Origin of the sequence: Lysinibacillus sp. NPDC093216, from assembly GCF_050280325.1 — a bacterium.
Taxonomy (GTDB): Bacteria; Bacillota; Bacilli; order Bacillales_A; family Planococcaceae; genus Lysinibacillus.
This window is the reverse complement of sequence record NZ_JBNNVB010000003.1, coordinates 33,255-47,562: the sequence shown is the minus strand read 5'-3', so window position 1 is coordinate 47,562 and position 14,308 is coordinate 33,255. Positions and strand designations below refer to the sequence as shown.

At 38.6% G+C, this 14,308-nt stretch carries 11 protein-coding genes; 9 read left to right on the top strand and 2 right to left on the bottom strand.

Annotation, left to right across the window (positions count from 1 at the left end; translation table 11 throughout):
- Positions 1-72 precede the first annotated feature (72 nt).
- From ACQKOG_RS04890 to ACQKOG_RS04850, 9 genes are all read left to right on the top strand, one after another.
- Entirely contained in the window at positions 73-2,436 is a 2,364-nt protein-coding gene (locus ACQKOG_RS04890) for a penicillin acylase family protein (RefSeq protein WP_402870197.1), read from the top strand.
- 556 nt (positions 2,437-2,992) lie between these two features.
- The gene (locus ACQKOG_RS04885) at positions 2,993-3,364 is read left to right on the top strand and encodes an ArsR/SmtB family transcription factor (RefSeq protein WP_370079987.1); all 372 of its coding nucleotides are present in this window, start codon (positions 2,993-2,995) and stop codon (positions 3,362-3,364) included.
- Positions 3,345-5,471: a heavy metal translocating P-type ATPase gene (locus ACQKOG_RS04880; RefSeq protein WP_370079985.1), complete on the top strand. Its 2,127-nt coding sequence runs from the start codon at positions 3,345-3,347 to the stop codon at positions 5,469-5,471. Before ACQKOG_RS04885 ends, ACQKOG_RS04880 begins: the two co-directional genes overlap by 20 nt.
- A 169-nt stretch (positions 5,472-5,640) precedes the next feature.
- Entirely contained in the window at positions 5,641-5,940 is a 300-nt protein-coding gene (locus ACQKOG_RS04875) for a late competence development ComFB family protein (protein ID WP_370080102.1), read from the top strand.
- An 893-nt stretch (positions 5,941-6,833) separates the two neighbouring features.
- Entirely contained in the window at positions 6,834-7,253 is a 420-nt protein-coding gene (mntR, locus tag ACQKOG_RS04870; protein ID WP_132361580.1) for a transcriptional regulator MntR, read from the top strand.
- 41 nt (positions 7,254-7,294) lie between these two features.
- Positions 7,295-8,152, top strand: a complete 858-nt coding sequence (locus tag ACQKOG_RS04865; RefSeq protein WP_370079983.1) for a CvfB family protein — start codon at positions 7,295-7,297, stop codon at positions 8,150-8,152.
- A 538-nt stretch (positions 8,153-8,690) separates the two neighbouring features.
- On the top strand, positions 8,691-9,605 hold the full coding sequence (locus tag ACQKOG_RS04860) for a DUF1002 domain-containing protein (protein WP_370079981.1): 915 nt from the start codon (positions 8,691-8,693) through the stop codon (positions 9,603-9,605).
- A 138-nt stretch (positions 9,606-9,743) separates the two neighbouring features.
- Complete coding sequence (locus tag ACQKOG_RS04855) at positions 9,744-10,025, top strand: GNAT family N-acetyltransferase (protein ID WP_370079979.1); 282 nt, start codon at positions 9,744-9,746, stop codon at positions 10,023-10,025.
- A 716-nt stretch (positions 10,026-10,741) separates the two neighbouring features.
- The gene (locus ACQKOG_RS04850; protein ID WP_370079977.1) at positions 10,742-11,050 is read left to right on the top strand and encodes a hypothetical protein; all 309 of its coding nucleotides are present in this window, start codon (positions 10,742-10,744) and stop codon (positions 11,048-11,050) included.
- Positions 11,051-11,063: 13 nt separating this feature from the next.
- Here the strand turns inward: ACQKOG_RS04850 and ACQKOG_RS04845 are convergent, their stop codons facing one another.
- On the bottom strand, positions 11,064-12,209 hold the full coding sequence (locus ACQKOG_RS04845; protein WP_402870204.1) for an MFS transporter: 1,146 nt from the start codon (positions 12,207-12,209) through the stop codon (positions 11,064-11,066).
- A gap of 119 nt (positions 12,210-12,328) precedes the next feature.
- Positions 12,329-13,849 carry a succinate CoA transferase gene (locus ACQKOG_RS04840; protein ID WP_427445351.1) on the bottom strand — a complete coding sequence of 507 codons (1,521 nt, stop codon included), beginning with the start codon at positions 13,847-13,849 and terminating at the stop codon, positions 12,329-12,331.
- Positions 13,850-14,308: the final 459 nt, after the last annotated feature.

The window sequence follows — 14,308 nt, the reverse complement described above, 5'->3', positions numbered from 1 at the left end:
ATTTAAATTTCAAAACTTTTAAAAGGATTTGAAAGCGTGTAAAAGAATATATTGCAAAAAGGGGGTAGGGATGTGAGAAAGTTTACGTGGAAAAAGTGGCTACTGGCTATAGCGGGATTTTTAGCTGTAGTAGCTATTGTCGCATTTATTGGAATTACATGGTTTATGAATAAATCAAAACCAGTAATTGATGGAGAGCTTTCGTTGAGCGTGCTAGATGAAGATGTAACTGTCACAAGGGATGACAAGGGTATACCTCATATTTTTGCAAAGACAAATGCAGATTTGTATCGTGCACAAGGATATGTTCAAGCGCAAGATCGGCTGTTTCAAATGGATTTAGCGCGAAGACAAGCTAGTGGTCGTTTGTCGGAAATAATCGGTGAGGCAACTATTGATACTGACAAACATTTCCGAACGTTTAGCTTGCGTGATGCAGCTGAAAAATCATTATCTACCTATGATGCAGAAAGTAGACAGGTACTTGAATGGTTTGCAGATGGCGTCAATGCTTTTATTACACAGGCTAAGAAAAATAATACATTAAGCTATGAATTTGCTTTACTAGGCTACGAACCGGAGGAATGGTCCGTTGTAGACTCTCTTACTATTGGTAAATATATGGCCTATGACTTAGGGGGGAATTGGAATACGCTTGCGTTCCGTCATTGGGCTTTACAAAACTTTGGTGAAGAAAAAGCTAAAGAATTATTTATAAAGTATCCTAAAAACGCTTCATCTATTATCAAGGCAAATAAAGAAAATCCCGTAGCCGTGGCAGGGCATTTTAAGACAGAGCTGTTGCCAAATGAATTTAACGGCAGTAATAACTGGGTTGTATCGGGGAAAAAAACAAAAAACGGCACGCCAATTTTAGCAGATGATCCACATTTAGGATTGAGTACACCATCTATTTGGTATCAAATGCATCTGCAATCTCCTGAGCAAAATGTGAGTGGCGTAATCTTTGCAGGTGTCCCGGGCATTATTTTAGGTCACAACGATAACATTGCATGGGGTGTAACAAATGTTGGACCTGATGTACAGGATTTATATATTGAAATACCAAATCCGAATAATCCAACACAGTTCCGCTTTGATGGCAAGTGGGAGCAAGCAGAGGTGCGCAATGAACCGATAAAGGTAAAAGACGGAGAAACGGTAGATTTTAATGTCGTCGTCACACGTCACGGCCCAATCATGACAGATTTAGCTTTTAAAGATACTGAGCCTACAGCACAATTTTCGATGCAGTGGACGGCACTGCAACCGACGACAGAACTACGTGCAGTGTTAGGCTTTAATAAGTCAAAATCCTGGAGTGAATTTGAAAAAGCATTAGAGGATTTTAAGGCACCAGCTCAAAATTTCGTTTTTGCATCAAAGGATGGCACAATTGCGTATAAAGCGAATGGTCAAATTCCGATTCGAAAACAAGGGGACGGACAATTGCCGGTACCGGGTGATTCTAGTGACTATGGGTGGGATGGCTTTATCCCGTGGGATGAGCTTCCGACTGTAGTAAACCCAGATGAAGGCTTTATTGCAACAGCGAATAATGAAGTTATTGGGGAAGAATATCCTTATCATATAACAGATTTCTGGGCACAGCCTTATCGTTTTGAACGGATTAAGGAAATTTTAGCGGCGAATGACTCTTTAACAGTGGAAGACATGATGAATTTACAAATGGATCAGCATAACCTATATGCTCGTGAGTTTTTACCATATTTATTAACATCAATAAAAGCACAAGATCAGGATGGAAAATATAAAGATGTTATTAAGTTATTAGAGAATTGGGACATGGTAGATGCAAAGGATTCAGGGGCGCCATTAGTGTTCCATACATTAATGGAAAAATTACAGGAAGTGTTATTTAAGGATCAGATGCCAGAAGATATGTATGAATTAATGTATGGGAAGTTTAATATTACAGACCAACTTTTACGCACAGCTTATGCCGGTAAGAAGAGCATATGGATTGATGAACAGGGTGGAGTAGATGCAACAGTTTACAAGGCGTTAGAGCTCACTGTCGCACAAATAGAAAATCAATTCGGAAAAAACGTATCGAAATGGAAATGGGGTAACTTCCATCAGCTTACCTTTGACCATACATTAGGTAAAGCTTCGCCGATTCTTGCAGCATATTTTAATGCTAAAAAGGTTCCTATTGGTGGTTCAAAGGTTACTGTTCAGGCTGCTGATAATGACTTAGCTGGAAATGTTAATCATGGGGCATCATGGCGCTTTGTTGTTGATGTTGGTGATTTAAGTTCAGCCTATCATATCGTTGGTCCCGGACAGAGTGGACATGTAAAATCAGCTTGGTATCAAGATCAAGTAATGGATTGGGCTAATGGAGATTATCATCAAACGTTTGTGAGAAAAGAAGATATTAAAGGTAAAACGTTGCGATTAAAAGCACGGTAGGAAGAGAAGCTATAAGAATCTATAGGGTTTTATATTAAGAAAACATGGTTTCTCAGCAAAGCGAGGGGTTGATTTCCGTTTCGACTGAGCGCTTTGTTGCTGCCGCTTCGCTTTCGCACAGATAAAACATTTGCCGCTGACGCTTCGCTTTCGCGCAGAGCAGAGCTTCCTGGGGGCGTCCGATGAGCCGCTTGGGCCAACACGATGTTGGTCACGAAGGCGTTATCACAGGACGTGATGGTTTTAGCCTTCGTTCCTCTATCCGCTGATCCCCGAGGAGTCGCTCAGTCTCCACTCCAATCAACCTCTTAGCATGCCTTATTAAACTCCACTTTGTTTAATATGTCACCATAATTTCATTATCACAACAACATGCCAAAGTTATCACATTAAAGTGATAGCTTTTTTGCTTTTATATGCATGAGTAGTAATTTAAATAAAAACATTTTTAAATTTGTGATATAAATCATTTACATTCAAATAATCGTTTGAATATGATGGGATATTATGTTATATTGAAAACAATCAAACAAACATTTGAATGAGGTGAAGAAAAATGCCAAAAGAAGTATGTGAGATAACACATGTTCATGAAGAAGCTGTCATTAAGGTACAACAGCAAATGCCAGATCTATCAGGAGTAGCAAAATTTTTAAAGGCATTATCTGATGAAACAAGACTTAAAATTGCGTATGCCTTAACAGTCAAAGATGAATTGTGTGTTTGCGATGTTGCTTCCATTATCGGCTCTTCAGTAGCAACAGCATCGCATCATTTACGATATTTGAAAGATAATAATTTAGCGAAATCCTATCGTAAAGGAAAGCAAATGTACTACTCTTTAGCTGATGAGCATGTGTATCAAATTGTAACGATTGCCTACGAACATGTGAAAGAGGGGATTGCAAATGGCAGCGACACCAACTAAACAAGAATACAGGCTACAAAACTTATCCTGCGCCAGCTGTGCAGCAAAATTCGAAAAAAACGTGAAGGCTATTCCTGAGGTCCAGGATGCACAAGTGAATTTTGGTGCTTCTAAAATAATGGTTATTGGTAATATTGACGCTGATCAGCTTGAAGAAGCAGGTGCCTTCGACGGCATAAAAGTATCCCAATCAACAGTAAGAACAATTGAAAAATCAACACCTTTTTATCGAAAAACAGAAAATATATTAGCTGGAATCTCCTTGTTATTCATAGTGCTTGGATATGTGTTTGGAGCAATGCGTAGTGAAACTGAGCCACTAACTATTGGGATGTTTATTATCGCGATTCTAGTCGGGGGAATTGGAATTTTCAAAACGGGTTTCCGCAATCTAGCGCGCTTTGAATTTGATATGAAGACGCTGATGACCATTGCAGTAATCGGTGCAGCCATTATAGGAGAATGGGAAGAAGCGGCCGTTGTTGTCTTTTTATTTGCTGTAAGTGAAGCACTTGAAGCGTATTCAATGGATAAGGCGCGTCAATCAATTCGTCAGCTAATGGATATAGCTCCACCAACAGCAACGATAAAGCGAGCGCATGGCGAACATTTCCATGAGATGGAGCTGCCAACGGAGGAGATTGAGATTGGTGACATTTTAATCGTTAAACCTGGTCAGAAGATTGCAATGGACGGAATTGTAGTTAGTGGATTGTCAGCAGTGAACCAGGCAGCGATTACAGGTGAATCTATTCCGGTCAGTAAAACAGTCGATGACGAAGTATTTGCAGGAACATTAAATGAAGAAGGTGCCCTAGAGGTTCGTGTGACAAAGCGAGTAGAGGACACAACAATTGCAAAAATCATTCATCTTGTTGAAGAAGCCCAGGCAGAAAAAGCACCTTCGCAGCAATTCGTTGATCGCTTTGCGAAATACTACACGCCTGCAATTATGATTGTAGCTTTACTTGTAGCGGTTATCCCTCCTTTATTTATAGGTGATTGGCAACATTGGATTTACCAAGGATTAGCTGTCCTTGTTGTAGGTTGTCCATGTGCATTAGTCGTTTCTACACCAGTTGCTATTGTTACGGCAATCGGGAATGCTGCTAGACAAGGTGTTCTTATTAAAGGCGGAATTCATTTAGAGCAGCTTGGTCATATTGAAGCAATAGCATTTGATAAGACAGGAACACTTACAAAAGGTCAACCTGCTGTAACGGATATTTTTACATCGCAACAGATGTCTGAGGATTATGTTTTACAGCTAGTAGCGGCCGTTGAAAAGCAATCACAGCATCCATTAGCTAAAGCAATTTTACAGGCATTGCATGAGAAAAATTTAACAGAGCTTATACCAACAGACTTTCAATCCGTAACAGGAAAGGGTGCCTACGCAACGGTAGACGGTCAAATAATCTATGTAGGAAGCTTAAAATGGATTGCTACATTAACGACTGTTGATGAAATGATAAAAGAACAGGTTGAAAAACTTCAACAACAGGGTAAAACAGTTGTAGCAGCTGTTAGTAATGATCAGTTTATAGGCATGATTGGTATTGCTGATCAATTACGTCAAGAAAGTAAAGATGTCTTGAATAAATTAAATGGTTTAAAAGTGAAGCATAAAGTTATGCTAACAGGTGATGCAGAGCCAACAGCACAGGCAATTGCAACTTCTTTAAATATGACAGATGTGAGAGCAAGTTTATTACCAGCAGAAAAATTAATGGCCATTAAAGATTTACGTGCACAGTATGGTGCAGTAGCGATGGTAGGAGATGGTGTTAATGATGCACCTGCACTTGCCTCAGCCGATGTTGGTATTGCAATGGGAGGTGCTGGCACTGATGCAGCACTAGAAACTGCGGATATCGCATTAATGGGTGATGATTTAACAAAGCTTCCTTATACGATTGGCTTAAGTAGGAAAACATTACGCATCATTAAAGAGAACATTATATTTGCCTTAGCCCTAAAATTAGTTGCCTTGTTACTCGTTATCCCTGGATGGCTAACATTATGGATTGCGATCTTTGCAGATATGGGTGCTACGTTACTAGTTGTGTTTAACTCATTGCGATTAATCAAAACTAAGAAATGGTGAATAAGATATAATCTGGAGGAAGTTTGTAGGAAATTAAATCATTCTAAGGAGTTAGTAATATGTTTTGATATAGATGCTACTAGCGATTCTTGAAAAAAAGCTTCGTTAACGTTATTATGGTTTCAGGAATAATGTAACAATTAAATATAAATGAGGCGAAGGTTTGAATATGTCAGATCCTATTTTAGTAAATGTTACAGAGGAAATTGTGCGTGGTTTAGTAAGTTTTCTACTACGAGGACCGGAATATCAAACATTTTGTAAATGTGAAATCTGTGAACTTGACGCAGTGGCACTTACACTAAATGCATTGCCTAGCAAGTATGTTACATCTATGGAAACCCGAGATGAAGCATTTAGAATGATGAATACTCCTGAAAATATTGAACGAATCAATAAAGAGATTATTCATGCATTACATGTGGTAAATAAGCATCCTCGACATAAGGCAGAGCCAACTTCTATATGAAGTTGGCTTTTCATGTTTTTGAAAAACAAAATGGTCAAGGAAATCTTAGTGAATGATGTGATGCATTAAATGAGGGTGATTTCCGTTCCAGGCTACTCGCTTTGCCGCTGACGCTTCGCTTTCGCGCAGAGCAGAGCTTCCTGTGGGCGAGCGTCGAGCCGCTTCCTCCGCTGCGCTCCTTGCAGGGTCTCGCCTGTCTCGCTTTCCCACGGGAGTCGAGTATCCTTCCACTCCAATCAACAATAGTGTGGAGCTATTATAAATTTTATGCATTTCAAAAGTGAACGCTTTGGCTACTCATTATAATTGAACTGAATAGACTTATAACATTGACGAGTTTGTACATCTGATGTTGCCGCTGCCGCTTCGCTTTCACGCAGATAAAACCCTTTTGCTGCCGCTACACTTTCGCACTTAAAACATTTGTTGCTGAAGTTTCGTTTTATCGTTATAAATTAGAATGTCATGCTAGAAGATACTTTCTAAGTGAAGTGGTTGATTGTAGTAGAGACTGGGCGACTCCTTGGGGATTAGCGATAGAGGAACGAAGGCTAAGAGCATCACATCCTGTGATAACGCCTTCGTGACCAACATCGTGTTGGCCCGAGACCCTGGAGCGAGCAACGCGAGTGAAGCGGCTCATCGGACGCCCCCAGGAAAGCGCCCAGTCGGAACGGAAATCAACCCCTCGCTTTGCCAAAGACAATACTTTATTTAAAGATACCTCAATTTCATTGACACAAATTTTCCAACTATACGGGAGCCAACATATGAAGTTGGTTCTTTTTAGGGTGCACATGTATTGTTTTTTTTGCATATGTATTTTCAGTTAACTTTTAAGGCAAGCTTGTAGTAAACTAGAGAGTAAGAAAAGGAAAGAGAGGGAAAAGGATATGCCAACACCTAGTATGGAGGACCATATCGAACAAATATACTTATTAATCACAAATAAAGGGTATGCTCGTGTGTCTGACATTGCTGAAGCATTATCTGTTCTTCCTTCTTCTGTTACGAAAATGGTTCAAAAATTAGATAAAGATGGTTATTTAGTTTATGAAAAATACCGTGGCCTTACATTGACGCCTAAAGGAGAAAAGCTTGGAAAACGTCTTGTACTGCGCCATGAGCTTCTAGAGCAATTTTTGCGAATCATTGGTGTAGATGAAGAGCGAATTTACGATGATGTAGAAGGAATTGAACATCATTTAAGTTGGAACTCAATCGATCGAATTGCGGATCTTGTGCAAGTAATGGAAGAAAATCCGGACATCGTTAAAAAACTAGAGGCATCTAGAACACATCATAATTTCTAAAGTTTTTGTGAAAATGATGTTAAGAGGGAAAGGAAGACAATATGAACGAATTAAAATCAGGTGAAGTTGTTACGTTAACTGTATTAGAACAACAAGCATCGAAATGGATCTTAACAAATGGAGTTGACGAACTGCCCTTAAATGCTTCAGAGGTAACAGAGCCACTTGCAATAGGTGACCGCCTTGAAGTATTTTTATTTGCGGATCGTCGTGGCGATTTAGCGGCTACAACAGCTATTCCAGCTTTCGTACAAGGGGAATATGGCTGGGCTCGTGTTCTAAAAGTAGTCGAGCGTGAAGGGGCTTTTGTAGATATCGGTACTTCACGTGAGGTGCTAGTAAAAGCTGAAGATTTACCTGCAATAATAGAACTTTGGCCAGCACCAGGCGACCATTTATTTATGACATTACGCACAGATCGCAATGGTGATTTATTTGGACGTTTAGCAACTGAAGAAAAAATTTCGGAATTATATGAAGGTGCATTTGAAGAACTGCACAATAAAAACATTAAGGCGCGTCCATATCGTTTATTACCAGTTGGCTCATTTTTATTAGGTGTGGAGATCCCGTACCGTATTTTTGTTCATGAGTCAGAGCGTAATGCAGAACCTCGTCTTGGACAAGATGTAGATGTTCGTATTATTGATGTAAAAGATGATGGTTCAATGAATGGTTCACTTTTACCACGTAAACATGAGCGTCTTTCAGATGATGCACAAAGAATTTTAAATTATCTACAAGAGGTAGGGGGCAAAATGCCATTTGGCGATAAATCCTCACCTGATGAAGTTCAAGAAATGTTTAAAATGAGTAAAGGTGCATTTAAACGAGCGTTAGGTACGCTTATGAAAGCTGGTAAGGTAAAACAGCAGGACGGTTGGACAGAGGAAATTTAACTTCTTTCAGCGAGTGTTTTTGTAGCGAAAGCGAAGTGACAGATACAAGTGTTTTCTGTAGCGAAAGCGAAGCGTCAGCTACAAGTGTTTTTGTTACTAAATGAAATTAAAGAAAATGACGAGAGCTGCTTTGAAACCTTCTCGTCTTTTTTTCGTACTAATTATTGCTTACCTTCTTTAGCGTGAGACCAAACATCCGCTGAAAAAAGGTATAGCCTCCGGCAGATGTCACGGATTCGGGAAGGAGCTCAATAAAGGATGTTAGCCTAAAAACATCGCATCCATGCGATAACAGCTAACTGACCTGCATCGGTAAAAACGCCACGTCCTGTGGCATTACCGAAATGACCGACATCGTGTCGGCCCTCGTGCAGGCCTAGGCGCAAAGCCGAATCCGGACGCATTGTTTATCTGTAGCGACAGCGGCAAATGTTTTCTGCGCGAAAGCGAAGCGACAGCGGCAATTATGCCGAGGTATAATTGATTGGCAAACATTATACAGGCCAAATGAGTTTTCTAATGAAAGGGGTCACACAATTTGAAAAAAACGTGGATAAAAATACTAACGGCGACTATGTTAGTATTTGGCGTGATGGCACCAGCAACAAGTTTTGCAGCTGATAATACGCCACCTAAAGCAATTGATGAAAAGCTAGGAGCACCAATCGTCGTATACGGTGCAAACTTATCTGAGACTGAAAAAGAGTCTGTTAAAAAATCATTAAAAGTGAACGAAGAGCCTGAAGTTGAAGAAATAACAGTTTCAGGTCAAGACTTAGCTAAATATATTAAAGATAGTAATTCAAGCTCTCGTATGTATTCTTCTGCCAAAATTACGCGCAAGAATGCAGGAGAAGGCTTAGTTATTGAAATTGTTACACCGTCAAATATTACACAGGTTACTTCTGAAATGTATGCAAATGCCATGCTAACTGCAGGTATTGAAGATGCAACAGTACAGGTGGCTGCGCCTAAGGCAGTAACAGGCCATTCAGCGCTTGTGGGAATATATAAAGCTTACGAAGTAACAACAGGTGAAAAGCTAGATACTGATCGTACAGATGTTGCAAATGATGAACTATCAGTAGCAACTACTCTTACGCAATCGGCAGGCGTGGACGATGCTAAGGTTGCGCAATTACTAACGGAAATCAAAAAAGAAATTGCAGACTCGAAGCCAGCAACTAAAGAAGAAGTTGAAAAGATTGTGCAAGAGCAATTAAACAAGCTTGAAATTAATTTAAGTGACAAGGACCGTCAATTGCTAGTTGATTTGATGAATAAAATTAGTAAACTAGACATTGATTTTGGTAAATGGTCTAAACAATTAGATGATATTAGCAGTACGATTAAAGATAAATTCGGATCACTAATGGAAGATAAAGGATTCTGGGAAAGTGTGAAAAATTTCTTTGCTAATTTAAAGGATACAATTGCGTCCTGGTTTAATTAATTCATAGAAAAGAATCTGCAACACTTTCTCTTGATTGCTAGAGGAAGGTAGCAGATTCTTTTATTTTTCAAGGGATGTACTTTTTTAAGTGCTACATAAAAAAAGCTGTGTTACTATGAAAAAAAGGAGTGGTGAGAAATGGAATTTCAATTACAACAGCTAGCAGAAAATAAGCTTGCTTTTGCCTATGAGCAAGAAGGGGAAAGATTAGCGGAAATTACATGGCAACAAAAGGGTCAAGTAATGGTAATGGATCACACATATGTATCAGATAAGCTCCGTGGCCAAGGTGTGGCAAAAAAATTGCTGGATCATGCTGCAGCTTATGCACGTGAGAAAGGCTATAAAATGGAAGCTGTTTGCTCGTATGTAGTTGCAGCATTTGAAAAGTCTAATGATTATAATGATGTAAAACAATAAAGTGAAACTTACTACCCGTTAATGCGGGATAAAAATAAGGCAATCTGCTTGGTAGAAAGCGGATTGCCTTTTAACTTCTTTCAGTAAATGTTTTTGTAAAACATTCGCTGAAAGAAGTTAAAGCTTCCAGCGGCAAATGTTTTCTGCGCGAAAGCAAAGCGATAGTAACAAATGTTTTATGTGCGAAAGCGAAGCAACAGCAACAATTATGCTGAGTCATAATTGATTTTTGCAAATCATCCATGCTACTCCTTACAGTAAAATACTATAAATTAATACTGTTAAGAAGCCTGCTCCACCTACTAATGAAGCCATGTCTACCCAATCATATACTGAGTCCAAATCTTTCATGATAATCACTCTCCAATTATTAGTGTTAATACATTATTTCCCTTTAAATGTCCTTTATAATCATAAATATTTACCATAACATGGGATTTAATTTAATTTCAATTGGATACTTTAAATAACATTCCTTATTTTTGGTGATAAGCAAAAAATAGATACCTACAATGAAATTTAGTAGGAGGTTGATTAACTATGTCTGGGAACATACAGACTTACTATGAATTTTGTTTATATGGTAGACGAAGGATTATAGATGATCTCTCTTTATATATATGCTGTAACGTATATAAAAATTATGTTTAGTCCTCAAATAATAAGGAAAAGATATATTATAGAGCCAGTTTCAATATTTTTGGGAGGGATTTATAATGGCAAAAGGAAAAAGAACAGGTGTTGTAATTGCGGGGTTAGCTGTAGCAGCATCTTATTTAAGTAAAAAAGAAAATCGTGATAAAGCATTAAGTATGTTTAATAGTACAAAATCTAAATTAGCATCTTATTTGAATACAACGAATATGGAGATGCACAAAGACATATCAAAGCGTATATCGACTGAAGTAGCGACAGAAGCTGGAACGTCTCCAACAAAAATAGCTTCAAACGAAATGGTTGCTGAAGGTGGGGGACATACAGGTATCAATTACTACAATGGAGAAATTCAGGAACAAGATAAATAATAACAAAACCTTCTCATTCAACGTGAGAAGGTCTTTTTTGTGTACATATAATGATCAATGCAAATACTAATAATACAATTCCAGTAAATATAAAGCCGCTGACAATACCTAGTGAGAGCCATCCGAGCAATGAGGAACCTAGGACGACTCCTAGTGAGAAGAAGGCATAAAAATAACCATAGGCTTTTCCGCGGATTTCAGCAGTCGTAGAGTCGATTAAAAGTGAATTGACTGATGGGAACAAGAAGCCAAACCCGATACCATAGCAGGCCATTGCAATATAAAGTAACGTACTTGAATCCGCCTGACTAATTAATAATTGACTGATCCCCATTAAACTTATACCTAGTGATAATGTTTTAATTGGTGCCACCCTATCGAAAATACGGTTAGTCGGCAAAATAAATACGAGTACAGCAATAATTCCGAATGTACTCATCAAAGTGCCACTTAAGCGTGAATCAAAGCCTAAAGATTGTACTTTTAGAGGAAGGAGATAGGCAATAACCCCTTGAGAAAACATTAAAAAGAATGCACTTGAGAAGGCTTTTAATGTACCTGTATTAGTAAAAAGTACATGAATAGGGATGTTTGTAATTGGCGCAGATTTTTCTATTTTTACTTGCTTTGATTTTAGTAAAAAGAAGGCGAGTACACTCAACAAGAGCATAAAGCTTGCTGTTATATTAAAAACGAATGGTACGCTAGTACGACTCGCTAAAATGCCACTAAATGCGGGGCCGATTATTGCGGCAATGCCAACAAAAGCTCCAGAGATAGCACTACCCTTACCTCTTTTCTCTTGTTCAGTTGCATTTGCTAAAAATGTGAATGCAGCAGGAACAATTAAGCCCGCAACTAATCCATGTGCAAAGCGGACTACTAATAGAACAATAGGATCTTCTACTAAATTATAAAGTGTAAGTGAAAGACCTGTTGTTAGTAGACCTAGGATTAAAATAACGAATGGTCCCTTACGATCCGTTAAAAAACCAGAGATAATATTACCAAATGTATTGGAAAGAGAATACATACCTACAGCCAATCCAGTAAAGAAGGCTGATGCCCCTAAGGATTCAGCATATGTACTCATGATAGGAAGCTGGGTAAATAGGTCGAAAAATGAAAAGAATATAATTAAATAGATAAGTTTCTTCATTGCTCCTCCGATGGAAAGTTATGTATTTAGTAAGATAGTCCAACACTGATTATACCATTCCCGAAAAAAAGAACGCCTCATAAGTTTTTCAACTTATGAAGCGTTCCTGAAATATGAAATTAAGCTTTAGAAATTTCTTTTTTCATTGTTTTGTTTTTACCAAGGTTTACGTGCCAAGAAAGTGCTTCCTCTAAAATATGAGGTGTTTGATGGCCACCAGTTGCTTCTAGAGCACGGTTATAGTAATCCCAAAGTTGTTCTTTGTAATCTGGGTGTGCACAGTTTTCGATAATTAAAGGTACACGCTCTTGTGGCGCAAGACCACGTAAGTCAGCAATACCTTGCTCAGTTACGATTACATCAACATCATGTTCAGTGTGGTCAACGTGAGAAACCATTGGCACGATTGAAGAGATAGCGCCGCCTTTTGCGTATGATTTAGTAACGAAAATACCTAGACGTGCGTTACGTGCAAAGTCACCTGAACCACCGATACCGTTCATCATACGAGTACCTGATACGTGTGTTGAGTTTACGTTGCCATAGATATCTAATTCAAGAGCAGTGTTGATTGAGATTAGACCCAAACGACGGATAAGCTCTGGGTGGTTAGAAATTTCTTGTGGACGTAGGCAAATTTTATCAGCGTATTTCTCTAGATTGCCATATACTTTTTTCTGTAATTCTTCAGTCAGTGTAATTGAAGTAGCTGCTGCAAATTTAACTTTACCAGCATCAATTAAGTTGAATACTGCATCTTGAAGTACTTCAGAAGCAACAACTAAATCTTCAAATTCTGAATTTGCGAAGCCGTCAAGTACAGCGTTTGCAACAGAACCTACACCAGATTGTAATGGCATTAATTGTTTTGTTAAGCGACCAGCTTTAATTTCATCGCTGAAGAAATCTAATAAAATGTTCGCCATTGTTTGTGTTTCTTCATCTGGCGGAACGATTAATGAAGGAGCATCTGGCTCTTCAGAAATAACAATCGCTTTAATTTTAGCTGGATCTACTTTAATACCGATGTCACCAATGCGTTGCATAGCATCAGTCATTGGGATTGCTTCACGTTGACCTTGCTCACCTGGTACATAGATATCGTGGATACCAATTAAAGCTTCTGGATGAGAAATATTTAATTCGACAATAATATTTTCAGCATATTCAGCGAAGATTGGTGAGTTACCAACAGAGTTTGTTGGGATAATAAATCCATCTTCTGTAATAGCAACAGCTTCAAGGATTAAATATTTAATTGGTCCAATAATTCCTTGACGAACTAATTCAGCGTTATGTGAAAGATGTGCGTCTACATATAGGACATCACCAGAGTTAATTAAATTACGAATCTTAGCATCTCCTTGGAACGGTCCACGTTTGCGAATAACGCCAGCATCAGCTAAGTAATTATCAACTTCAGGTCCTAAAGAAGCCCCTGTATATACATCAATTTTGAATTTTTCGTTTTTAGCGCGCTCTACTAATGCCATAGGAACAACTTTTGCGTCCCCCGCACGAGTGAATCCACTCATACCAACTACATCACCGTTAGAAATCAGTGCTGCAGCTTCATCAGCAGTAACAATTTTACTTTCAAGTTCTTTTAAGCCTAGGCGTTTTTGAACATTTGCATCCATTAAAAAATCCTCCCCTAAAAAGTTTGATGGAAACCGATTACAAAACTAGAAAAAACGTGTAAGAATTTTCTGTTTATTCAGTTGTAGTATGACTCCAACCATTTGAATAATACTATCACCAAATTGTCACAAAAACTTTAGAAATAGCATTAAATTGAGTAAAAAGAGGAAAAATGAGCATAAAAACGAATTTTCGACAGAGAAAACGTTTTAATGTAGAGCTACAAAGGAAATTTTCTAAAAATAAAAGATTAAATAACATACTGGGGGGTGATTTTCGTTCCAACTGTGCGCTTTGTTGCTGACGCTTCGCTTTCGCACAGATAAAACAATTGTAGCTGCCGCTTTGCTTTCGCTACAGAAAACATTTGCCGCTGACGCTTCGCTTTCGCGCAGAGCAGAGCTTCCTGGGTGCGTCTGATGAGCTTTAACGTGTCATCCTAAACTGTTGGTGATGTG

Bases quoted from the DNA above. Each gene is read 5' to 3' on its own strand.
- ACQKOG_RS04885 (WP_370079987.1), top strand. From the start codon at position 2,993: ATGCCAAAAGAAGTATGTGAGATAACACATGTTCATGAAGAAGCTGTC.
- ACQKOG_RS04880 (WP_370079985.1), top strand. From the start codon at position 3,345: ATGGCAGCGACACCAACTAAACAAGAATACAGGCTACAAAACTTATCC.
- ACQKOG_RS04875 (WP_370080102.1), top strand. From the start codon at position 5,641: ATGTCAGATCCTATTTTAGTAAATGTTACAGAGGAAATTGTGCGTGGT.
- mntR (WP_132361580.1), top strand. From the start codon at position 6,834: ATGCCAACACCTAGTATGGAGGACCATATCGAACAAATATACTTATTA.
- ACQKOG_RS04865 (WP_370079983.1), top strand. From the start codon at position 7,295: ATGAACGAATTAAAATCAGGTGAAGTTGTTACGTTAACTGTATTAGAA.
- ACQKOG_RS04855 (WP_370079979.1), top strand. From the start codon at position 9,744: ATGGAATTTCAATTACAACAGCTAGCAGAAAATAAGCTTGCTTTTGCC.
- ACQKOG_RS04850 (WP_370079977.1), top strand. From the start codon at position 10,742: ATGGCAAAAGGAAAAAGAACAGGTGTTGTAATTGCGGGGTTAGCTGTA.
- ACQKOG_RS04845 (WP_402870204.1), bottom strand. From the start codon at position 12,209: ATGAAGAAACTTATCTATTTAATTATATTCTTTTCATTTTTCGACCTA.
- ACQKOG_RS04840 (WP_427445351.1), bottom strand. From the start codon at position 13,849: ATGGATGCAAATGTTCAAAAACGCCTAGGCTTAAAAGAACTTGAAAGT.